Origin of the sequence: Anaerocaecibacter muris, from assembly GCF_943192945.1 — a bacterium.
GTDB classification, from domain to species: domain Bacteria; phylum Bacillota; class Clostridia; order Christensenellales; family Pumilibacteraceae; genus Anaerocaecibacter; species Anaerocaecibacter muris.
On record NZ_CALPCE010000002.1, the window covers coordinates 327,858 to 350,290 of the forward strand.

Annotated in this window: 24 protein-coding genes and 2 tRNA genes; 10 read left to right on the plus strand and 16 right to left on the minus strand. The window is 46.7% G+C overall.

Going from position 1 to position 22,433, the window contains the following annotated elements; translation table 11 throughout:
* Nucleotides 1-26 precede the first annotated feature (26 nt).
* On the plus strand, nucleotides 27-1,319 hold the full coding sequence (gene clpX / locus NFR57_RS02955) for an ATP-dependent Clp protease ATP-binding subunit ClpX (RefSeq protein WP_251182336.1): 1,293 nt from the start codon (nucleotides 27-29) through the stop codon (nucleotides 1,317-1,319).
* Nucleotides 1,320-1,611: 292 nt separating this feature from the next.
* On the opposite strand, the gene NFR57_RS02960 is transcribed toward clpX, so the two are convergent.
* A tRNA-Glu gene (locus NFR57_RS02960) sits at nucleotides 1,612-1,686 on the minus strand.
* A gap of 189 nt (nucleotides 1,687-1,875) precedes the next feature.
* On the opposite strand from NFR57_RS02960, the gene NFR57_RS02965 reads away from it, so the two are divergent.
* Complete coding sequence (locus tag NFR57_RS02965; protein WP_251182337.1) at nucleotides 1,876-2,289, plus strand: pyridoxamine 5'-phosphate oxidase family protein; 414 nt, start codon at nucleotides 1,876-1,878, stop codon at nucleotides 2,287-2,289.
* Between the two features lie 20 nt (nucleotides 2,290-2,309).
* Nucleotides 2,310-2,621 (plus strand): TfoX/Sxy family protein, encoded by a 312-nt coding sequence (locus NFR57_RS02970; RefSeq protein WP_251182338.1) that lies wholly within the window; start codon nucleotides 2,310-2,312, stop codon nucleotides 2,619-2,621.
* Between the two features lie 4 nt (nucleotides 2,622-2,625).
* Here NFR57_RS02970 and pnuC read toward each other — a convergent pair whose 3' ends face one another.
* The 3 genes from pnuC to NFR57_RS02985 all read right to left on the minus strand — a co-directional run bounded on the left by pnuC (nucleotide 2,626) and on the right by NFR57_RS02985 (nucleotide 6,183).
* Nucleotides 2,626-3,399, minus strand: coding sequence for a nicotinamide riboside transporter PnuC (gene pnuC / locus NFR57_RS02975; protein ID WP_251182339.1), 774 nt, complete (start codon nucleotides 3,397-3,399; stop codon nucleotides 2,626-2,628).
* Nucleotides 3,400-3,625: 226 nt separating this feature from the next.
* The gene (locus tag NFR57_RS02980) at nucleotides 3,626-4,987 is read right to left on the minus strand and encodes an aldehyde dehydrogenase (RefSeq protein ID WP_251182340.1); all 1,362 of its coding nucleotides are present in this window, start codon (nucleotides 4,985-4,987) and stop codon (nucleotides 3,626-3,628) included.
* Nucleotides 4,984-6,183, minus strand: a complete 1,200-nt coding sequence (locus tag NFR57_RS02985; RefSeq protein ID WP_251182341.1) for an iron-containing alcohol dehydrogenase — start codon at nucleotides 6,181-6,183, stop codon at nucleotides 4,984-4,986. Before NFR57_RS02985 ends, NFR57_RS02980 begins: the two co-directional genes overlap by 4 nt.
* Before the next feature lie 273 nt (nucleotides 6,184-6,456).
* On the opposite strand from NFR57_RS02985, the gene NFR57_RS02990 reads away from it, so the two are divergent.
* A tRNA-Ala gene (locus tag NFR57_RS02990) sits at nucleotides 6,457-6,532 on the plus strand.
* A 153-nt stretch (nucleotides 6,533-6,685) separates the two neighbouring features.
* Here NFR57_RS02990 and NFR57_RS02995 read toward each other — a convergent pair.
* From NFR57_RS02995 to NFR57_RS03050, 12 genes are all read right to left on the minus strand, one after another.
* Nucleotides 6,686-7,714, minus strand: coding sequence for a hypothetical protein (locus tag NFR57_RS02995; protein ID WP_251182342.1), 1,029 nt, complete (start codon nucleotides 7,712-7,714; stop codon nucleotides 6,686-6,688).
* A 97-nt stretch (nucleotides 7,715-7,811) separates the two neighbouring features.
* A complete protein-coding gene (locus tag NFR57_RS03000) occupies nucleotides 7,812-8,132 on the minus strand; it encodes a hypothetical protein (protein ID WP_251182343.1) in 321 nt (106 codons plus the stop codon).
* Nucleotides 8,120-8,995 (minus strand): hypothetical protein, encoded by an 876-nt coding sequence (locus NFR57_RS03005; RefSeq protein ID WP_251182344.1) that lies wholly within the window; start codon nucleotides 8,993-8,995, stop codon nucleotides 8,120-8,122. Before NFR57_RS03005 ends, NFR57_RS03000 begins: the two co-directional genes overlap by 13 nt.
* 58 nt (nucleotides 8,996-9,053) lie before the next feature.
* Nucleotides 9,054-9,476, minus strand: a complete 423-nt coding sequence (locus NFR57_RS03010; RefSeq protein ID WP_251182345.1) for a hypothetical protein — start codon at nucleotides 9,474-9,476, stop codon at nucleotides 9,054-9,056.
* A 3-nt stretch (nucleotides 9,477-9,479) separates the two neighbouring features.
* Nucleotides 9,480-9,845, minus strand: coding sequence for a hypothetical protein (locus NFR57_RS03015; protein ID WP_251182346.1), 366 nt, complete (start codon nucleotides 9,843-9,845; stop codon nucleotides 9,480-9,482).
* 128 nt (nucleotides 9,846-9,973) lie between these two features.
* Nucleotides 9,974-12,148, minus strand: coding sequence for an InlB B-repeat-containing protein (locus NFR57_RS03020; RefSeq protein WP_251182347.1), 2,175 nt, complete (start codon nucleotides 12,146-12,148; stop codon nucleotides 9,974-9,976).
* A gap of 9 nt (nucleotides 12,149-12,157) precedes the next feature.
* A complete protein-coding gene (locus NFR57_RS03025) occupies nucleotides 12,158-12,685 on the minus strand; it encodes a hypothetical protein (RefSeq protein WP_251182348.1) in 528 nt (175 codons plus the stop codon).
* Nucleotides 12,682-13,647 carry a hypothetical protein gene (locus NFR57_RS03030; protein ID WP_251182349.1) on the minus strand — a complete coding sequence of 322 codons (966 nt, stop codon included), beginning with the start codon at nucleotides 13,645-13,647 and terminating at the stop codon, nucleotides 12,682-12,684. Before NFR57_RS03030 ends, NFR57_RS03025 begins: the two co-directional genes overlap by 4 nt.
* Before the next feature lie 199 nt (nucleotides 13,648-13,846).
* The gene (locus tag NFR57_RS03035; protein WP_251182350.1) at nucleotides 13,847-14,083 is read right to left on the minus strand and encodes a hypothetical protein; all 237 of its coding nucleotides are present in this window, start codon (nucleotides 14,081-14,083) and stop codon (nucleotides 13,847-13,849) included.
* Nucleotides 14,084-14,152: 69 nt separating this feature from the next.
* On the minus strand, nucleotides 14,153-14,560 hold the full coding sequence (locus NFR57_RS03040) for an RNA polymerase sigma factor (protein WP_251182351.1): 408 nt from the start codon (nucleotides 14,558-14,560) through the stop codon (nucleotides 14,153-14,155).
* A gap of 564 nt (nucleotides 14,561-15,124) precedes the next feature.
* Nucleotides 15,125-16,213 (minus strand): Acg family FMN-binding oxidoreductase, encoded by a 1,089-nt coding sequence (locus tag NFR57_RS03045; protein WP_251182352.1) that lies wholly within the window; start codon nucleotides 16,211-16,213, stop codon nucleotides 15,125-15,127.
* A gap of 32 nt (nucleotides 16,214-16,245) precedes the next feature.
* The gene (locus NFR57_RS03050) at nucleotides 16,246-16,869 is read right to left on the minus strand and encodes a TetR/AcrR family transcriptional regulator (protein ID WP_251182353.1); all 624 of its coding nucleotides are present in this window, start codon (nucleotides 16,867-16,869) and stop codon (nucleotides 16,246-16,248) included.
* Nucleotides 16,870-17,244: 375 nt separating this feature from the next.
* On the opposite strand from NFR57_RS03050, the gene NFR57_RS03055 reads away from it, so the two are divergent.
* From NFR57_RS03055 to NFR57_RS03080, 6 genes are all read left to right on the plus strand, one after another.
* On the plus strand, nucleotides 17,245-18,795 hold the full coding sequence (locus tag NFR57_RS03055) for a recombinase family protein (protein ID WP_251182354.1): 1,551 nt from the start codon (nucleotides 17,245-17,247) through the stop codon (nucleotides 18,793-18,795).
* Between the two features lie 203 nt (nucleotides 18,796-18,998).
* On the plus strand, nucleotides 18,999-19,292 hold the full coding sequence (locus tag NFR57_RS03060) for a hypothetical protein (protein WP_251182355.1): 294 nt from the start codon (nucleotides 18,999-19,001) through the stop codon (nucleotides 19,290-19,292).
* Between the two features lie 150 nt (nucleotides 19,293-19,442).
* Nucleotides 19,443-19,874, plus strand: coding sequence for a nucleoside/nucleotide kinase family protein (locus tag NFR57_RS03065; protein WP_251182356.1), 432 nt, complete (start codon nucleotides 19,443-19,445; stop codon nucleotides 19,872-19,874).
* Nucleotides 19,875-19,908: 34 nt separating this feature from the next.
* On the plus strand, nucleotides 19,909-20,469 hold the full coding sequence (locus tag NFR57_RS03070) for a GNAT family N-acetyltransferase (protein WP_338022263.1): 561 nt from the start codon (nucleotides 19,909-19,911) through the stop codon (nucleotides 20,467-20,469).
* Between the two features lie 52 nt (nucleotides 20,470-20,521).
* Complete coding sequence (rlmD, locus tag NFR57_RS03075) at nucleotides 20,522-21,856, plus strand: 23S rRNA (uracil(1939)-C(5))-methyltransferase RlmD (RefSeq protein ID WP_251182357.1); 1,335 nt, start codon at nucleotides 20,522-20,524, stop codon at nucleotides 21,854-21,856.
* Between the two features lie 26 nt (nucleotides 21,857-21,882).
* Entirely contained in the window at nucleotides 21,883-22,383 is a 501-nt protein-coding gene (locus NFR57_RS03080; RefSeq protein WP_251182358.1) for an NUDIX hydrolase, read from the plus strand.
* The last annotated feature ends 50 nt before the right edge of the window (nucleotides 22,384-22,433 follow it).

Here is a 22,433-nt window from a genome sequence, read left to right on the forward strand (position 1 = left end):
CTAAATTAGGAGATTTTATAGCGTAAATGGCAAAAAAGAATATCGGAAACGACGAGCCCTGTTGCTCGTTCTGCGGTAAATCGGAATCCAAAGTCGAGCATTTGATTGCCGCGCCCGGTGACAACGTCTATATTTGCAACGATTGCGTCGCTATTTGCCGCGAACAGTTGCAAGAGCACTCGGAAACATTGCCCGACAAAGTGGCGTTGCTTCCGCCGGAAGAGCTTAAAACCGAGCTCGACAAATATATAATCGGTCAGGACGACGCGAAGCGCGTTTTGTCCGTCGCGGTTTACAATCATTACAAACGCGTCAACTACAATCTACGCAATGTCAAGGGCAATTCCCGCGAGCGCGACGACGAACGCACCGTCGCGGAACGCAACAACGGCGACGGCGTGGAACTCAACAAGAGCAATATTTTGATGTTCGGACCGTCGGGTTGCGGCAAGACTTTGCTTGCGCAAACGCTCTCCAAAATACTCAAAGTCCCGTTCGCAATGGTAGATGCAACCACGCTCACGGAAGCGGGGTATGTCGGCGAGGACGTGGAAAACATACTCCTGCGCCTTATAAAGAACGCGGATTACGACGTTGCGGCAGCGGAACGCGGAATTATTTATATCGACGAGGTCGATAAAATTGCGCGCAAGAGCGAAAACGTGTCTATAACCCGCGACGTGTCGGGCGAGGGCGTGCAACAGTCGTTGCTTAAAATTATCGAGAGTACGGTGTCGAGTATTCCGCCCAACGGCGGCAGAAAGCACCCGCAACAAGAGTTCATACACATGGACACGACCAACGTCTTGTTCATACTCGGCGGCGCGTTTGTCGGGCTGGATAAGATAGTGTCCGACAGGCTCGGAAAAACGCGAATTGGCTTTGGCGGCGCGCTCAAAAGCGAAACGACCGACCCCGACGCTATACTACCGCAAGTACAGCCTCAAGACCTTATCAAGTTCGGCTTGATACCGGAGCTTGTGGGCAGAGTGCCCGTAACCGTCGCGCTTAAAGACTTGAAGTCGGAAGACCTTGTGCGTGTGCTTACCGAGCCGAAAAACGCGATAGTCAAACAGTACGTCAAACTTCTTGACCTCGACGGAGTGCAGTTGGAATTCGACAATACCGCGCTTAAAGCGATTGCGGATAAAGCTATTTCGTTGCACACGGGCGCGCGCGGCTTGCGCACGATAGTGGAGAACGCAATGCTCGACATCATGTACAAAGTCCCGTCGGATAAAACAATCAAAAAGATAATAATCACGTCCGAAACAATCGAGCGCGGCGCGCCGCCCAAGGTTGTGAAAGACGCGGCATAACCAAAAACCAAATCGCAGGCAGTCACAGCCTGCGATTTTAAATATTTGATGTTAATATTAGAAAATATTGGTGCAGGACGCTTAACAGTATACGGGAATACGCGCAAAAAAGCGTGTGGGCTTTGCGCGAGCGCAAGCGCCTAACGAACCATGCGCCGAAATGTCTTTAATGTAATATGTTGTTTGATTGTTCTTTTTCAAGTATTATGGTAAGTTTGCAAGACTTCGGCGCAGGGTTGATTTCGGGGTAATATCAAAAAATGCAGGACGCTATTAAGCGTCCTGCATTTTTTGGCACCACCACCGGGAATCGAACCCGGGTCTTCGGCGTGAGAGGCCAACGTCCTAACCTCTAGACTATAGTGGCAAATTCTTGATTATTATATCATGTCGGGCGCAATAAATCAACCGTTTTAATGCGGTATGTCGAAAAAATTTCGGCGCGCGTTCGGTCGGGCAAAATGCTGTACAAATTGTATGTATTGTGATATAATCTATGTAATATATCGAGTTGGCAATCTCGCAGGGTTGCTTAATCGTTAATCATAGGAGAATTATGACAAAAGAAGAATTATATGCGTTTATAGCCGAACAAAAAACAGCGTTCATTTCGTCTATTGACGCGGACGGTTATCCTTGCACGCGCGCTATGCTCATGCCGAGAAAGATTGACGGCAACGCTATTTATTTTTCTACCAATACGTCGTCGCGCAAGGTTGCGCAGTTCGGTCAAAACAGCAAAGCGTGCGTGTATTTTTACAAGCGCGGCAGGTTTAAATATCAAGGCGTTATGATTAAAGGCGACGTAGAAGTATGTACCGATCAGCATACAAAGGACATGATTTGGCGGTTTGGCGACAAGCTGTTTTACAAAAAGGGCGTTACGGATCCGGACTATTGCGTTTTGAAGTTTACGGGCTACGAGGCGGAGTACTATTGCGATTTCAAGACGGAAATCATTGCGCTTTAATATATTTTACGGATAGGATTATGGCTACTTCAAAGGAATTTCTTAATTTCGTGCTCGAAAGTTTTGACCCGTCGGACGGCGTGACTGCGCGCGCAATGATGGGCGAATACTGTTTGTACCGTCAAGGCGTATTGTTCGGCGGGCTGTACGACGGGCGAGTGCTTGTCAAAATTACGGAGAACAACGCGCAATTCTGCATGCCTACGGCTATCCCGTACAACGGCGCGAAGCCCATGTATTTTGTTGATGCCGACGACAGAGAACTTATGCGCGAAGTGGCGCGCGTTACAAGCGTGGATATGGCGCGCGTTAAGTCCAAGAAAAAGAACTAAACGACTATTCGGGTTGTTCCGTATTTTCATCGGCGGGCGCAGAAATATTTTCGTCGTCCGTCGATATATTGTTTTCGCAATCCGTATCTTGTTTGGCGCGTTGGTTTTTACGCATTTTCGTCCAGCTTGCAAACCCGTAAAAGTCGAGCAACAGGAACAGCGAAAAGCAAATTATCATGGGCAAGTACGCGATATTTTTCGACGTTGCGAGCGCCCACAGCGCTATCAACACAACGTCGTTGGCGGCATACGCCAAGCCGTATAACGGACTGCGTAAAAACACGAGCGACGCGGCAAGTACGCTTGTTGCGACAGATACGGTGCTTACTGTAAGATTGGCTGTGCCCATTGCGCGCAGGATAAAGTAAAACGCGACAGTCGTCGCCGCCGTCACGGCTACAAGCGCGACGGCTTTTTTTACCGTCATTGCGCTCACTTCGACTTGTGCGCTCTCGCTTTTTTTGTACGGGTGGCGCAACCATGAAATTGTCGCCATCACTGCGGCGGGCGCGCTCATGCCGAGGTATGTTATCATTTCGCCGTAGTATTTAAAGAAGAACGACACCACGCCGTAAAACACCGCGAAAATCACGGTTAGTATTTGACCCGCGACGTGTCCTTTTACTATGAACATAAGCGCGGTTACGCCTATCACCGACGAAGTAAGCGTCAAATAGTCGCGGTTGGGTGACAGTGTGAACGACAGTATTATAGTGACGATCGAAACGACCCACAGTGCAATATCGAAAATAGAAAATAGTTTGAATAGTTTTTTCATACGGTTGCTTTAAATTAAAACAGCACCCGTTTGCGCATCTTCAAAGACCTAACGACGTGCAACGAATGCTCTTGCATTGCTTCTACCCGGTGGCAGATATTTAACTTACTCGATTATATCACCGCCGAATGAATAAGTCAACTGTTTCATAATGCAAAGCCCCGTCGCTTTTAATTTTGCAACGGGGCGTTCTCTGTCGATTATTTATGCTGTTCTTTGCGTTTGGCTATTTCATAAAAAATCTAATCATTTTGTCTTTGCCCTTTGAATACGGCGTGTAGCGTATGGGCAGGTCGATTGTATTGGATTTTTTCAGTACCGACTTCATGTGCGAAAACGTTTCAAAGCTCTTTGCGCCGTGATAACTGCCTATGCCCGATCCGCCCACGCCGCCGAACGGAATATAAGTCGAGGCGATATGAATAATCGTGTCGTTTACGCAACCTCCGCCAAACGCAACGCGCGGGAGCAGACGTTTTTCGGTTTTCTTTTTGCTTGTAAACAGATAAAACGCGAGCGGCGTAGGGTGTTTGGAAATTATTTCGAGCAGTTGTTCTTCGGTGGAGTAGGTGAGCACGGGAAGAACCGGTCCGAATATTTCCTCTTGCATAGCGGGGTCGTCAATCGTGGCGGGATATATAACGGTCGGTTCGATTTTGCGTTTTTCGTCGTCGAAATCGCCGCCGCACACAATGCTGCCGCCGATAAGGTTTTTGACGCGGTCGTAATGGCGCGCACTTATTATTTTGCCGTAACTGTCATTGCCGAGCGCGTCGGGGTAGAACTTGGCGATATACTTTTTTAAGCATTGGACAAACTTGTCCGCAACGCTCTCGTGCGCTATAACATAGTCGGGCGCAACGCAGGTCTGACCGACGTTGAGGAACTTGCCGAAAACGACGCGTTTTGCCGCGAGATCGATTTTAGCCGTTTTGTCTATGACGACGGGGCTTTTGCCGCCGAGTTCGAGCGTTACCGGCGTAAGGTTTTTGCTTGCCGCCTCGTAAACTTTTTTGCCGACGTCCTTACCGCCCGTAAAGAAAACATAGTCGAACTTATAGGTTAAAATTTCGTCGTTTATGCCGTCGGTGCCGTAAACGCACGCCGCAAGCCCTTGCGGAAATACAGATTCAATCAGTTCTTTCATTACTGCGCTTGTCGCGGCGGACGCACGCGACGGCTTTAAAAGCGCCGTATTGCCCGCGCCGATTGCGCCGACAAGCGGTTGCATGGACAGCAGGAACGGATAATTCCACGGCGAAATTATCAGCGTGTTGCCGTAAGGCGATGGCAGAATATAACTCTTTGACGGGAATTGCGCGAGCGGCGAGCGGCGACGCTTGGGCTTTGTCCATTTTTTCAAATGCTTAATGTGGCAACTCAAATCTTCGAGTACCATGCCGATTTCGGTCATGTACGATTCAGACGGCGATTTGCCGAGGTCGGTTTTGAGCGCGGCGGCAATCTTGCTCTCGTTGGCGACGATGGCTTTTTTGAGCGCTTTAAGATAGGACAGGCGAGTGCGCACGTCCAGCGTTTTGCCGTCGTCAAAGTATTTGCGTTGCGTTTCGATAATGCTTTCTATCATAATTTCACCTTGTAATATAATTGTTTGAGTTGTTTGCGCCCGTACAGCTTGGGCACGGGGTAGAGCGGATTGCCTTCCTTGTCGGCGTACTCGGACATTTTGTCAACGTCCTCGTCGCGGATTTCTTCGAAACCTTTGGGTATGCCCAAATATTCGTTTGTTTCGTAAATCCATGCTATAAACTTTTCCGCCGCATTGCGTTTTTCGTCGGTCGCGTCCGCAACGCCGCAGGCGCGGGCGAGCTTTGCTAACTTTTTGTGCGCCTTTTTGCCGTAACTTTCGAGCACGACGGGGAGTAGAACAGAGCAGGTAAGCCCGTGCGGTAAGCCGTAACGCCCGCTCAACGAATGTGCCACTGCGTGAACATATCCGACATAACTTTTGGTGAACGCAATGCCCGCATAGTGCGCGGCGAACAGCATGTTTTTGCGCGCTTCGGCGTTGTCGGGCCGATCGTAACAAAGTTTGAGATTGTCGTGAACGAGTTTGACCGCCTCCGTAGCTTTTTTGCGCGTGTCGCGCGTTGTGGAACGCCCTATGTATGCCTCCACAGCGTGAGTAAGCGCATCCATGCCCGTAAACGCGGTAATGTTTTTAGGCAGACCGATAGTCAGCTTGTAATCGAGCACGGCGTAATGCGGTATGAGCGGGAACGAATTTATAGCGTACTTGCGGTGTGTGCGCCCGTCGGTGATTACAGCCGCGATCGTGGTTTCGCTACCCGTGCCTGCGGTCGTGGGAACGGCAAATAACGGCGGAAGTTTTTTGCGAACGTGCAATATGCCCGCCATTTTGTCGAGTCTCTTTTTGGGATATACGATGCGTGCGCCGCACGCTTTGGAAAGATCCATTGCGCTGCCGCCGCCGACCGCTATTATTGCTTTGCAGTTTTCCGCAACGTATTGCGCCCGCGCGTCCTCCACCGCGTCGGCAGTGGGGTTGGGCATGGTCTTGTCGTAAATTGAATATTCGATACCGTTTTGGTCGAGAGCGGCGGTAAGCCCGTCGCACAGCCCGCAACCGCGCACGCCCGCGTCCGTCACTATAAACGCCTTCCCGACGTTTTTGCTTTTGAGTATGTGCGCGCAGTCCTCGACAGACTGCAATATTTTCGGTTGTCTGTACGGCAAAAGCGGTATCGCAACTTTAAAGAAAAATTGAAACGTCCTGCAATAAATTCTTTTAAAAATATTCATAAGTCACTCCTTTGGCATCGAAAAAATTATACACCGACTTGTTGACTATTCAAAGTGTTTTAACACATAAAATACATAAATATTAGTTAAACGGCTAAAAATGCCACAAAAATAGCAATTTGAAACATATTAAAATATGCGACAAAAAAGAAAAGCAAAAATCTGAAACGCTCAACAATCGACGCAATTATCGGTAACGGTGCGCGGTAAAATAAAATACATGTTAAACAGTTGACAAACCGGTTGCGGCGTGATAGAATATAAAAGCCTTTTGGGGGTATAGCTCAGTTGGTAGAGCGCTTGAATGGCATTCAAGAGGTCAGCGGTTCGAACCCGCTTATCTCCACCAGTGTCGTTAAAGTTTGAACACCTAAAAACGGAATACATTTTCGTGAACGGTGTCGCGGGCTTTATCGCATACCAGTAAAAGAAAAAGCGCAAGGCAAATAGCCTTGTGCTTTTTCTATTGCCCCACCCAAGAAGGAACCCACCCTATAAGCCGTTAAAACGGCAAGTCGCTGTCGTCGTCGATAGGTATGAGCGAAAGCGGCTTTTTTAATTCGCCCGTATGCTTATTTACGGGCGTTTCCTTGCTTATGTCAAAATTATATACCGCCGTAATACGCCGTAAAAACGCCGCCCACGTTTTAGGCTCGTTGTCTTGTATGTTCTTGTATTGCTCCATAAGCGGTATATTAGAAACGATATACACCGTATCATAGCAAGCAACGCGGTTATAATTTCGCCCCCGTATTCGTATCGGTTGCCCGTCCAAGTAGTCCAATATTTCCGAGATTTTGAACGAACTGCGGAACTCGTCCAAAAACAAAATCTTTTCGCCGTTGTAATCGTCAACCCAGCCGAACTCATAATTTGTCGTTCTGTAAACGTCGTCATAGCCGTGCTTATTGAAAACGTAACTTGTCTTGCCGCACCCAGCAGAGCCGTAAATATAGTAAACTTTCATATCGCGGAATACTCTTTTGTATTTGTTTTCCAAATGCGACTGTCTAAATTCCCGCGCCCAATTTATAACCTTAATAAAGCGGTTGCCGTGTTTTTTAGATAGGTCGTAAAAGCACATACCGCTTTCAATATCTTTCATAATGTCGGTTAGGTCGGAGCGTTCGCCGATTTCCGCATACTCGCCGTATTCGTAGTATTGAGGACTAATGCGCGTTTCCTCGTCCATACAGTATAAACGGGCTTGTGAGCGTTTTCCTCTGCGTTGTTCAATATGCGCGTCAACGCCGATAGTTTCTTTTGATAGGTACTTTTTAATCGTTGTAAACCATTTAGGTTGAGTAAACTCGAAATACCCTTGATAATGTTCCGTTCCCGTTTCGGGTGCTTTTTCTCTTTGAAAAACCACATAGCGCAATTCGGGTAAAGACTGTAAATAGGACATAAATTCTTGTTCACTTTGTACGGGGTTGTTTACGGTAAAGCACCAATCGCGGGCTTGTGTGTTCCGTTTCGTTTCGGGTTGTTCTTCCGTGATAGATAGGTCAATTTTTATTTTATCGTCCATAATACCCCCAAAAGTGTTACAGTGTTACATAGTGGCGTAAAGGTAATACTATTTACGCCAGCGCGGGCGGCGTTCGCCGCCCGTGTGTTGCGTGTTGCTATGAGTGAATGAGCGCGGCGGGCGCAACGTAGATGAGCGTTTCGCGCTTGCGCCGGCGGCGTTGCTCCGCTTGCCGCTTGCGCTGATCGCGCCGCAATAACTTAAAGTCTTTCATAAGTTCGCGCGTAACGAATTTAGTATTCTTATTGAGAATAACCATTTTCGCCTTGTAGTCTAAAATCGTATCGTCGATTATTTCACGGAAAAAGCGCGGCGGCAGTTGCGTGTCGCTTTCTTTCATTGCCGTAAGCACGTCTATATTCTCGAATATGACCGCTAACTTTTCCTTGTGTAGTTCGGTAAAGTCTAATTTCTCCATAGTTCCGTAACCTCGCCGTTATTGTTTTTTTGCTCGTTCAGATTGAAAAGCGGGTAACGCTTGCACCGCGCCAGCATAGCCGCCTTGTCGTTGCCCGTGAGCGTGGCGGGCGTGGTATGGTAGTTGCCCGTCATACCGTTGTAAAAGTATTCTTTGCCCGAATAACTGTCAACGCAGTTGTAAATATTGCCGTAGTGCGTGTATGCCGTTTTAACGCCTATTTTCGCGTTGCCGCTGTCTTTGTAACGTGCGTATTGCCGAACGCCCGAAAACTCCAAGCAGTTCCATACGGTTTTTATAAGCCGCCCGTAATAGTCGTAATAATCGCGTTTGCCTTGCACCTCTATGAGTTTGTCCGAGAGCGAACGAAAGCGTTTGTCCGCGCTGTCGTCTATTTGCGTGTCAGCCCACATCTGAACGCCGACTTTTCTTTGCCGTTCAATATACCGCAGAAAGTAGTCCGCAACACGTTCCGCTGTCATTGATTTTCTACTGTCTAACTTGCTTTGTATTTCGGGCAGAAAGATTTTTGCATACGGCAAGAGATAGTCCACAGCGTGAACGCCGTCGTATAGTCCTATGCGTTCAAATTGCAGTTCCATAGATATGCGCGGCTTATACCCAAGCCCCCGCGCTATGAAAGTATCGTCAACGACATAGACAAGGTGTTGAACGTGCGGCGCGAGAGATAAGTTTTCCCAACCGCCAGCCCGCAGCCGCTGAATTTCTTGTTTGCAAATAGATAGGTCGGTGATCGAGCGCGGCGGTATCATATACTCGGTTGCAAAATGCGCCAATAAAGTTGTTTTACCAACGCCGCGCTCGCCGACAACGTAGGTAAGATAGTATGTTTTGTTTTCCATAAATGCCCCCGCAAAAAGTAAGAGAGCGGACAAAACGCCCGCTCCCTCGTAACTTGAATTATTTGTTGCCCGATTTTCTGCCGTTTCCTTTGGGCTTGCTTGCGGGCGGCGGCGTGGGCGGCGTCGCCTCGTTCTTTTTCAGATTGTCGTAAATAAAAAACGAATTGCGCTTGCCGATATTCCCCATATGCGCGTATGCGCTTTGCTGTCCTTTACGGTACGACTTGATTTGTTCGGGGGTAAACTGCTTTGCGTATTCTTTTTTCTGCTCGGTGGTGTACGGCGTATAACGGGCTTGCGGTTGCTCGTCCGTCATACTCATTTGCTGTTGCGTAGGTTGATTTGCCATAGGCTTATGCTCCTTTTTGTCGGTATAGTCCGCTATGCTGTCGGAACGCGACACCATAATAAGGGTTGCCGAACCGTCGGCGGCGCGGGCGTATGTTCCTTGATAGCCTTGCGGTATTTTCGGGTTTGCCATAGATTACGCCTTTTTCGCGGGCGCGGGCGTTTCGTCCTTTGCGGCTTTTGCGAGTAACAATTCGACAATGGTATTTGTTGCGCGGGGCAGAAAGTAAAAGTATTCGTCGTCGTTGAACATTTTCAAAACAACCGCGATATATTCCGCGCCGCTTTTGTCGCTCGTTCTCTTTTCGAGCGTAAAACTCTTGAACGGCTCAACGCCCAATTCCGTGCAGGTCTGTATGAGTTCGACAACCTCTTTATCGCACCACACGTCAGCCGAACGCCCGTTAATGAGTTCCACGCGCACAAAATGATTTTTGCCGCCGCGTTTAGAGGGCTTTGCCACAATCTTGATTTCCTTGACTACCTTGTTTAAGTTTTCCATTTTTAACTCCTATAAGATTATTTTTCAGCCGCCGCAAATCACGTTGCGCACCGTAATTTCAAGCGGCTAATGGCGGGGCTTTTTGCGCTTACCCCAAGCGTTATAATTAAGTTGTAATTTGCCTTTGTTTATCTCATAACGTACAATTCCCACATTGTCATCATCTCGATATAAAAACCCGCATTGTCCGACCACTCAATAGTCAGATAGCCGTCGCGTTTGCAAGATATTGTTATGGTAAATGTGTTTTCCGTTCCGTATTCCACAAGTCCGAGCGTTGCTGAGAACGGCGCAAGGCTTGTCAATTCTTTGTCGCCAGCATTGCCGCCGTCGCCCTCGTATTGCAGTTGTTGCCATTGTCCGTCATAGCCGTATTCGTAGCCGTAGCAACTGTTTCCGTCGGGCGAGTTATACCAAAAACTGTTGTTTCCGTCGTCGCGTATATTCGCCTTGATATAGTTCGCCGTAACCTTGATTTTGTCGCCCGCTTTCAGACCGCTAACCGCTATGTCAACGCTGTTCATAGTGCTGTCGCCGTAAACGTAAAGCATATCGTCGCCCAAGCGCGTCCAAGTTCCGAATTTTGCCGTAAAAGTCGTGTTTGCGGTTATCTTGTAGGTTGAAAGATTTACAACCGTTTTTCCGTCAACCGTCCAGCCCACAAACGTATCGCTGTTGAACGTAGGCATAGTTGCATAGCCGCCGTTTTGCACCTCTTGCGTTGCTACCGTCGTATTGCCGTTTTTGAACGTAACCGTGAATTTATCAACGCGGAATAACGCAGTAAATGTTACGTTTTCGGTAACGGTGTAATTGCCTACGTTGACGGTGTTCGTTCCGTCAATAGACCAGCCGACAAATACATAATTCGGCTTTGTAGGGTTGGCGGGTACGGTGGGCTTGCCGTTGCGCTCGACTATCTGCGTATTATGCGTTTTTCCGTCCGCCATAAATTTCACGTCGTACTTGTACGTTATATCTGCGACAAATACGGTATCGCTTGTTATGCGGTATTCGCTAACGTTGACCGCAACGCCGTTTACTTTCCAGCCGTTAAACACTTTGTACGCCGTGCTTGTTGCCGTCGGAGCGGTTGCGTAGTTGCCCGATTTTACGGTTTCGTTTTTCAGCGTGGTGTCCTCGTACTTGAATACAACGGAATACTGCTTTGTGAATTTTGCCGTAAACGTTACGTTCTGCGTTACGGTGTAAGCGTTAAGATTTACAACCGAATTGCCGTCTATCGTCCAGCCCTCGAACACATAGCCGTTTTTCGTAGGCGCGGCGGGCGGCGTTACGTTTGCGTTTTTCAGTACGATTTCGTTGTGGTAGTTTTCGCCGTCAACCATAAAATTGACCTCGTATTTGTGCGTTACGTCGGCAACTATTTTTGTGTTCGCCGTTATGCGGTAAGTGGCAAGGTCGATAGGCTCGCCGTCAACCGTCCAGCCGTTGAATATAACGTAAGCCGTAGAGGGCGGCGTTGCGACTGTCAAAAGACTGTTCTTGTTTACTACTTGTATGTTGTAAACGCTCCCGTCAAACTCGAACGTGGCAACGACTTGCTCGCCGCTTTCCAATGTAGACAGATACTGTTCGTAATAACTCACGGACTTTTGCAGTTCCGCAATTTTGGCGTTCAGAGCATTGACCACCGAAGAATTGTTTTGCGTTTGCAATGTCAAATCGGCAATTTGATTGTTCAAACTTGCAATTTGCGCGTTCAGTCCGTTTATCGTCTTTGCGTTCAGAGCGTTGTTTTCTTGCAACTGCGTATTGAGATTTTGCAAGTTCGTTAATTGCTCCGTAAGCGCGGCGATTTGCCGTTCGTTCTCGTCCTTATTGCCTTGCAGCGTAAGTATCTGCGTTGACAGTTCGGCAATTTGCCCGTTCAGTTCCGTAATGGTAATTTCGTTGCTTGCCTTGATTGTGTTCAGCGTTTCTATTTGCGCCTCGATTGCCGCTTTTTGTTCGTTCAACGTGGCGACTTGCCCTTGATAGTCCTTGATAGTATTATTGAGGGCGGTTGCCTCGCTCGTGTACTGCGATATTAAATCGTTCTGCGTGGTGATTGTGTCGCGGTAACTGTTGATTAGTTTGTCGTATTCCTCTTTATCTTTGAGGGCGGTGGAATAGCCGTCCTCGTAGGACTTTTGCACGTCCTCTTGCGTATAAAGACCGTTGCCCGCCATTCCGTCCTTGACCTTCGACCAATTTATAATGCCCCAAGTCAATAGGAACGCGAACGCGCCGATTATGAGAATACTGAAAATAATTGTTAATACTTTCCTTGTCGTTGACATATTCGCTCCTTATAAAATTTCGATAATGCGTAGGCGTATGCCGTTGTCCGCAAAATACTGTTCAAGAAAACTTGCGTTTTCCTTGCCCGTCGTAGCCAGCGTTAAAGTCGTTTTGTTGCTCAAAAACTTGACCGATATTTTCATAACCGCGCTGTTTACTACGTTGCCGTTCGTGTCGTAAAAGTCCATATCTACCGTTGCGAAAACCGAGCCGGCGTTTATTTTCGTATTCAGCAAAACGTAATCGTTGAGTATAACCTGATAGGTCTTTTTCTTGCCGTCAAAGTTTTCCACTTTCAATAAGTCTTTTTCAAATGCGTATGTGTCGGTGTCGTCGTATAAATCGTGATAGAATACCGCGCTCGTGGACGAATAGTTAAAACTTTCTTGCGTGAATCGGTTGCTTATATCTATTGAGCCGTTTATATAACTTTCTGCCTTGATTTCCTTATACAACCGAATCCCGCAAAATACCGCAACGACGATTATGACGAACGAAAGCAAGTAGAGAATAACCATACCTATGATTTTTTTCATAATACCACCTCGCCGTACTCGTTATTGATTGCCTTTTCCAAGCCGTCCAGCGTAATGCCGCGACTGCGTTTTAGTGTTTTCAACTGCGTATCGTTCAACGATTTTTCCAATAGGTAAAATGTTTGCGTACCGCCGCGAATAGTGAGCGTGTCTATTTCCAGACCGTCAAAAGCGTTGTAGTCCAAGCCGATTATGCTATGCTCCAAAAACGGCGTGTCTATGTCCAGCGTTATATTGACCTTTGCGCGGGGCATATCTGCGAATAACTTTTTGCCGTCCATAGAGAGCGAAACAAAATACCCGTCGTATATTTCGCTGTACCTATACACGAACAGCGGCGCACCGTTCAACTTGCTTGTGTCGGTAAGCGTGTAAGTCATACGTTCTTGCCAATAGGTAGTGTCAACTTTTTCGTCGCTCGTATCGTACTTTGAATTGCACTCGATAGAGCCGAATATACTTTGCGTACTGTTCCGCGCTCCGTTCTCGTCGTAGTGGAATTTAAGCACGGCATAGTTTTTGATTATGTCGGTTACATCGTCGTTTTTGAATTTGCCGCTCGTGCCGTCGTATTCTCTGATAGAAAAATATTGCGATAAGTCCAGCGTAATGTAATAATCGCCGTAGCCTTTATCGTTCGACTTTATAGCCGAGAAAACCGCGTCGAACACGTCGCCGTAATCGAAATACGTTGTGCTTTGTTTGACCGTCCATAAAAAGCCCCACAGTCTGCCGTATGTGTCGTATTTGCCGTCTAACTGAATGGAAAACGGGCGGTTGTCTATCTTGATAATAAACTGTTGGTTGCGGTTGAGTACGGTTGACACGCTCCCGTATTGACCTTTGAAACCGCTCCAATTTATGCCGTTTGTCGTATCGTAGTAGTAAAATTCCGATAATACGCGCTCGTTTGCCTCGCTTTCCTTGTGTACCTCTTTTCGATTTTTCTTTGAGGCTTGCAAAATATTCGCTCAACTGTTTTTCATACCGCTTTATCATTATTTCGGTTATTCGGCTAATCGTCTTTTCTTGCGTTTCCGTCATACCGTCCTTGTTCAAATCGCTCACTTTAACGTATAAAGGCACGTTCAGCATTAAAGAGCCGTCTTGTTTTTGCAAGCCGATATATGCGACCTTTTGAAAAAACTCTTGCGCCATAATTTACCCCTTGCCGATATTCGGTATTGATTTTCCCAACGCCGCCCAATCTATCATTTTGATTGCCTCGTCCGCGCCGAAATAGTAAATGAATTTCCGCGCCGTTGCCTCGTTTACCGCGCCGCCGTCTAACAGCGTTTGTATTTCTCTTTCGTCAACGCCGATTTCACGCGCCAGCATAGCCGCAGTTATGCCGTACTTGTCTAAAAAGGCTTGCAATAATTCTTTTTTGATTATCACTTTTTCACGCTCCCGTTTCAGTAGTAGGCGGTTTTTGCGCCTCTACCTATACCCACGAAAACGGGGCAACTATAAGGTTTTTTGCAAAAGTTTTTTTAATTTTTTCAAAACGGTTGCAAGTTGTTGAGTAATAGCGGGTTGCGAAACGCCTTTTTCTTTCGCTATGGCGGTTAGTGTCATACCCTCGAAAAATACTTTTTGCGCTAATTCCCGTTGCTTGTCCGATAACCGATTTACGGCGTTATGTATTCGCTCCTCGTCGTCGCGCCGGATAAGCACAGAAAGCGGGTCGGCGGCGTTACTTTCAAACTCTATTCCCAAATCTTCAAAATAGGTTAGTGAGGTATGCCGCCGCGTTTCGCGCTTATTGTTGCGCTTTTCCTCGTTCGCCAATTCTATATGCACCGCGTAAATTTCGTCCGTTACCTCGATTTCGCTTTCCGTTCCGTCCGCAAATTCGTATTTGATTATTTGCATTTTGTTGTCCGTCCTTTTCGATTTCCCGTTTTTTGAAAATCGGCTTTAACGGACAAATTTCGCAAAAGTAAGCCCGCCAGCCGAGAACTAAATCTCAACCGACGGGCAGAAAAAACGTAATAAAAAAGCCCGACAAACTTTTGAACTAAACCGAGATTTAGTCCTAAAAAATTTGTCGGGTTTTTACTCTTTCATAGAGAGTTTTAACACCTAAAACAAACGCCAGCCGTCCGCGAACGTGCGCCAAACAGCCCCATATAGTTAGTGGGTAGTATGTAGTGCGTTTGTTATGAGGTGTCAAATAAAAAAAGAATTGAGTGCGCCATTTACTGCTCCCGAAAGTTTAATTTATCGTTTTCCTTTCGTACACTCAATTCTTTATTTTTGATAAAGTTTTATTCGGTTGTTATGCCTTGTCTGATAGTATTTTTTGAATAATAATTTTGCCGTCCTTGATTTCTATTTGCAATTTTAATTTGCATTTCGGGCAATAGATTTCCGCGTTTGAGCTGTCGCCCAATTTGAATAATTTATACCCGCATTCGGGGCATACAATGTAGTTTGTCATAGTACCTCGATATAGTCGGAAAGATTGCGCCGCAGCCCGCAGTTTGCGCCGTATTCGTCCACATAGCCCAACCGCAAAATCATTTGCACGGGTGCGGCAACGCCTAAATCGGTTTGTATAGACGAACAAAACGGTTGAGTTTCCAATGCGGCGGAAAAGGGTTGAACGGCTATATTGTTTTCGGTACAGTCAAACCAAAACGCTTGCGTTTTTCTACCCGTGTTTATCAATTCTTCAAATGTATTGCCGCCCGTAATAACGGCGAACGCGCCGCAATTATTCAGTTGCTTTTTCGCCGTGTCAATTCCTTGTTTTGCAAATTTATCGCCTTTTGCGCTTTCTCTTGTAGTCGTCCAATAGTAGAAAGTTTTGACTATGCCTTTTAAGCCTATCATATCGGCGGTTATGCCGTCTAATTTGCTTGCGGCTTCTTTATCGGAAAAGCGCATCCATTCCGCTAATTCGTCGCGGTATGCTTGATTTGCCGATTGCACCGTAACCGCGTCCATTGAAATGCGTTTTACATAATCAAAATTTTCGTCGCCGTTTTGATAGAGCGAAATAGCCGAATATTTATTTAATAAGGCAGTTGCCGTTTCTTGCTTAATTTTACTGTTTGAAAACGCCGATTTATCGGTATGCCGTTTATCTATCAATGAAAGTTTGGCGGTATTGACAGTTGCATTATCACGTTTGGAATAGGTAACATTTACCGTCATATCGTGGCAATTTACTTGCGTATCATAGCCATATGCGCCGAACGCAACGCTCATTGTTTCGATATAGCAACCGAGCGAAATATACGCCTCGCGTTTTTCACTATCAACCACATTTAATACGCGACTTTCGTCTATTGAAATTTGCAAGCGGTTTTCGTTGGGGTAAAGTTTAACGCTCCACATTTGCGTATTATGTGAGTTAGCCGCAATAGAGGAATACCACAGCGCATTTTGAATATCGTCGTTTACACCGTCTAATTTACGTGACGGATTGACTTTTAACGGTCTGCCCATAATTGCCGCCGCAGTCAGAACAGCGGAAAGCGCGATAATGACCGCGCCTAAAATCGAAAATACAATAATCATAACTTTCTTTTTCCTTGTCATAGTTTTTCCCCTTATTTGCAAGCACACAGCAGCCGTTCAAAACAAAACGCCGAAAAGTCTTTTTCATTTAGTTGCAACATTTTCAAATAGTCTTTTTTGTGATTTATCATTCTGATTATGCCCGCAACCGAACTCCAAACGAATAGCAGAATTGCCGAATTGTCAAGCGCAATATTGATAATTCCTTCGTCCTTTCCTTGCTGTAATAAAGCAATTAGTTTTTCGTTTAATGCCTCGCCCAAATGATATATGTCTTTATAAATTTGCGGCGTGTCGTCGGCTTTTATGTTTACGTTAATCGTTCCTATAAGCCCCTCGAAATAAAGCGGGTAACGGGTGGCAAGCCGAAAAACATCTTGACATATTTTTGTGAACGTATCGCTAAAAGCGGTATTTTCGTCTATTGCTTTATCTATTTTAACGACTATTTTTTCCATAAACTCCAAAACAAGCGCAAAATACACCTCATCTTTATCTTTGAAATAGCCGTATAAGGTGGGCTTGCTATAACCAGCCTCTGCCGCAAGTTGTTCCATTGTTGTCTTTTCAACGCCGTTTTTGCAAAATAATTTGTCGGCGGCGTCTAAAATGTTTCGGCGGTTAAATGCTATCGTTCTTTGTGTTCTTGTGTTCATAATGCGCTCCTAAACTTTACTATCGGTAAAATTATAATACTTTCGGTAAAGAAAAGTCAAGCGTTTTGCTTGGCTTTTCGTTTGGTATTTGCTATAATGTCAATGTAACACAAAAGATTTTCCCATAAGAATTTTATAGATTTGTTATTCGCTTGTGCTTACCGCCTATGGCGTGGGTATCACCGCCTTGCAAAATTGTCAAGGGCGGCTATTTATCTCCCGTTAGGCATAAACCGCCGTCCCCTACGGGGCAAACCCTTGACAATTTTTCTTCGGCGGCGTTTTTTGCTAATTAAGGCGGGTAAGCACCAAAGCGAACAACAAAATTTTTAAGCCGCAGTCCGCACACACGCAGACAGCGCAAAGGAGCAGACAATGGAAAACGCAGTTATCTATGCACGTTTCAGTTCACACGGGCAGAACGAAATGACAATCGAAGGGCAAGTCCGCATTTGCCGCGAATATGCCGAAAGTCAAGGCTACAATGTTTTGAACATTTACCCCGAAAAGGCAAAGACGGGAACGAACGACAGCCGCCCGTCGTTTCAGCGTATGATAAAAGACGCCGCCAGCGGCACGTTTCAATACATAATCGTGTATATGTTTGACCGTTTCGCCCGCAATCGGCACGACAGCATTTTATACAAGGAAATGTTAAAGCGCGATTACGGCATTAAAGTTGTATCGGCGACACAGCCCATCAGCGACGACGAGGGCGGCGAGTTCTACGAAATGTTTTTGGAGTGGAACGACGAAAAGTATAGCAAGCGGCTTTCAAAGCGCATCAAAAACGGGCTTGACACTTGTGTAGCGAATGGCACATTTACGGGTTCGCGCGTTCCGTTCGGGTATAGGCTAATCGACACCGACCGCAAGGGCAAGAAAGGCACTATACACAAAGTCGCTATCGACGAGGAGCAAGCGGAAATCGTCCGTTACATTTTCGCCGAGTACGCGAAAGGCACGGACAAAAAGGTTATTGCCGACGCGCTCAACGCACAAGGCAAGCGCATAAACGGTCAGCCGTTCAAATTCCGCACGTTTGAAAAGTGGTTGACTAACGCCAAGTACACGGGCGAATACTATTTCGGGGAAAGGCTATGCACAAACACATACCCCGCTATAATCGACAAGTTGACGTTTGCGAAGGTGCAGGAGCGGTTAGCCGAGAACAAGCATTTAGCGGGCGCAAATTCAGCGGTTGAGCCGTATTTGCTCACGGGCAAATTGTTTTGCGGGCATTGCGGCACGGCTATGGTATCGGACGGCGGCACGAGCAGAAACGGCAAAAAGCATTATTATTACGCTTGCAAGAAACGCAAGAAAGGCGGTTGCGACAAGTCGCGCGAAAATAAGGACGATTTGGAAAGGCGCGTTACGCAACAAGTCTATGATTTTTTGAGCAACCGAAAGAACGCCGAGAAAGCCGCGAACGACACAATAGCGTATTACGAAAAGCGCACGGGCGACGACGGACTGAAAAGCATTGACACACGCATAGCCCAAGCGCAAGCACAAGTCGAAGATTTGACGAACGCATTTATAGAAGCGAAAAGCCCGCTTTTGCGTGCGGGCATTGAAAAGAAAATGTCGGACTATGAGATTATGCTTGCCGACCTACAAAAGAGCCGCGCGCAAATATTGTTAGAGCGCGGGCGCAAAGTAACCGCGAAAGACATTTTGCTGTTTATCGCCGATTTGCTCAAAGGCAACCCCGACGACAAAGAATACCAGCGGAAAATCATTGACAACCTTGTTTCAATGGTGTATATTTATGACGACGACAAAATAAAGACGGTCGGCTATCTTGATTTCGGCGTTGACGAGAGTATTGAAAAGATACGGCTTGACGAAACAAACGCTGTCGTGGAGCGGCTAAAAGCGTGTTCAAACTCTAACACCCATACTCCACCACCTAAAACCTAAAACGAACCGCTAATTAAAGTGTTCGGGTTAGGTTTTTTCTTTGCCGTTATTCGATCTCTGCGTGTAGCGGCGCGTTAAGCACCCGTCACAGCGCCATATCTAATTTTCCTGTCCGATACACTTGAAAAAATTGTTCTTTTGTGTTATAGTTTATTTGCTTAATAAAGCTATAAACAGCTATTTAGCGAGGGAAATGGGGCAGTATGAAAGTAGTTACTTTATGTGGCAGTATGAAATTTGCAAAACAAATGCAAGAAATTGCGAGGGAACTCGAAGTTAAACACGGGTATTGTGTTCTCACGCCGGTTGGAGGAGAAAAATTGAGTCAATTAGGCAAAATAGAAATAGAAAAATTAGCACAGGCACATTTCAAGAAAATTAAAATGTCCGATGCTGTTTATATCGTAAACATAGGCGGATATATAGGCGAGTCGGTTTTAAGAGAATTGCACTATGCTAAAGAGCATAATAAGGAAATTTTTTATCACGAAAATTGATTTTAAGCAAAAGCGGTGAGAACGCACGGCAATGCGGTTTAAATATTGATTGACAAAGTCTTGTTTTTGTTTTATATTATTTTCGATGTAAATATAAAAAATATTGCGTTGAGAAATGCGCGTATTAAATATTTGTTTAAAGGAGTTTGAATGGTTATAGCGGTTATAGGAGAGAATTGCAGCGGCAAATCTACTCTTGCAAACGAAATACAACAAGCAATCGGTGCGGAAATAATCACGGGTAAAGATTATATCAGATTGGCTAAATCGGAAAGCGAAGCCGAGCGGTTGTTTGTGGCAAAGTTAAAGAACGCCATTGACGGAGGAAATATTATTTATGTTATTTCCGAAAAGAATCAATTGGATTTTCTTCCCGACGGGGCGGTCAAAATACTTGTCAAGGCGGATATAGAAACTATTAAAGAACGGTTTAAGAAAAGAATGCGCGGAAACTTGCCTGCGCCCGTCGAACAGATGCTTATAGCCAAACACGGCATGTTTGATAACGGTACTTATGATTTTACGTTCGACGGCTCGTCGTCGGATTATGTCGAAATTTGCGACGCGATAAAGCGGTTATAGTAGTTTAAAAAAATCTATAATAACGGAGGGAATTATGGACGTTTACAAGGATTGTCCGAAGTTTGAGAATGATAGATACATACTGCGGTTGACCGTGCGCGGCGACTGTGACGGGTTATTAAAAGTGTATTCGGATAAAAAAGCCGTGCCGTTTTTTAACAGCGACAACTGTCACGGCGACGATTTTTATTACACGACTGCGGATCGCATGCTTCAAGCGTTGGACTTTTGGGAGGAGGCGTACTCCAAGGGTTGGTTTGTGCGTTGGTCTATAATAGACAAGGCGACGGGCGAGGCGGTAGGCACTATCGAGGAGTTTCACCGCGACGCAGACGATTACTTTACAAATTGCGGTCTGCTTCGGCTGGATTTGCGCAGTGATTACGAAAAGGCGGCGGACATTAAAAGCATACTTGCGCTAATCGTGCGTCCGTCGTTCGATCTGTTCGGTTGCTCTATGGTCGCTACGAAAGCCGTTCCGTTCGCGGTCGAGCGCGTCGCCGCGCTCACTGGCTTGGGTTTTACCGCGCGCGACGAAAAGCTGAAAGGTTTTGACGGCACGCTTTACGGCGATTATTACGCGCTGGATAAATAGTAAATAAAGTCTTTGATTTTTTAAGCGTTTAGTGATATAATGTTAGCGGATCATGAACGTCGGCGATATAATAGAAACGGAAATAATATCCAACGGTATGGACGGCGAGGGCGTTGCGCGCGAGGACGGCAAGGTCGTGTTTATACCGTATACGCTTAAAGGCGAGCGAGTGCGAGCGGTCGTTAAACAGGTTAAAAAGAAGTACGCCGCGGCTTCGGTCGTCAAGATTTTATCGCCGTCGGCTCAACGAGTCAAGCCGGACTGTCCGCATTATTACAAGTGCGGCGGGTGCGATATGGGGCACGTGTCCTCGCAATTTCGGCGCGAAGCGTTGCTATGCGATTTGGAAAACAACATCAAAAAGATAGCGAAAATCGATTATACGCCGCGCGAATTTGTCGCTTGCGACGGCGGCGGCGCGTGCCGTAATAAGCTGTCTATGCCGTTCGGGTTTGCGGACGGTTCGGTTGTTTTGGGGCTTTACAGGCACAATACGCACGTTGTAGAGCCTGTTGAGTGCGCAATGTCGGGCGCGCTCGCGCGTTCGGTCGCTCAAACCGTGTGCAAATTCGCCAACGCCGCGCGGCTTTCCGTGTACGACGAAAAGAGCGGCAACGGACTTTTGCGGCACCTTGTAGTGCGCGAAATATCGGGGCGCGCGTCCGTTACGCTTGTCGTAAATTCAGACCGCACCGCGGTGTGGGAAAAGGATCTTGCGAAACAACTGCCCGACGCTGTTGACTTTTTTATAAGCCCCAATACGCGTCGCAATAACGTGATAATGGGCGATAGCGTCAGGCTTGTCAAGGGCAACGCGCGGCTCGCCGTGGATGTGCTCGGCGTAAAAGCCGAGTTGTCGCCGCTGTCGTTTTTTCAGGTCAACGACGAAATGCGCGACAAACTTTACAGAGCGGCAATATCCGAAGTGCAGTCGGACACGCTTATAGACCTGTACAGCGGCATAGGCATTACGAGCAATCTCGCCGCAAAAAAATGCAATCGCATTATAGCAGTCGAGTGCGTTCCGCAAGCCGTAAAGGACGCGGACTTCACGGCGCGGCTTAACGGCAACTCTCATAAAATAAAAAACGTGTGCGGAAAGGTCGAGGACGTTTTGTCGGAATTGCGCGACGAAATTCGCGGCGCGGACGTGCTTATCGACCCGCCGCGGAAGGGTTGCGGCGCGGACGTCGCGGCGAGCATTGCGGCGGTGCGCCCCAACAAGCTGATATACATTTCTTGCAATCATGCTACCATGTGTCGGGATATTCGCGCGTTTTTGGACGTTGCGCCCGAATACAAATTGGCGGACTGCCGCATATTCGACATGTTCCCGAATACGCACCATACCGAAACGCTTGCGGTTTTGGTTAAAAAGAACGGTTGAAATAAACACAATAGGAGGTTTAAAATATGTACCTCAACGACGAAAAAATAAATTGCCGCTACGACAGAGGTGACGACAGATTTTCGTACCGCGTGGGCGCGATCATCATCGAGGACGGCGCGGCGCTTTTAGCCACTAACGACAGTGCGGACTATTACTATTCAATAGGCGGCGGCGTGCACTTCGGCGAAACGTCGCGCGACGCGGTGTTGCGCGAGGTCAAGGAGGAAACGGGCGTCGATTACGAAATAGACAGGCTCGCTTTCGTTCATGAAAACTTTTTCACGGAAAAGTGCGGCATGCACAAGGGTAAGCGTTTTCACGAACTGTCCTTATATTATCTTATGAAACCGCGCGGTACGCGCGTCATTGACTCCGACAGCTATTGTTCGGACGGCAGGGAGTACTTGGAATGGGTACCGTTGGAAAAAATCAAATCTCTTAAAGTGTTTCCCGACTTTTATGCCGAAAAATTAGGCAATCTTCCCAAAGACGTGCAAGCGCTTGTTTCGCGCGATGTTGACTGATACGTTGTTGCGCATTATAAATTGTATCGATTTATTGTTACATGGAATTG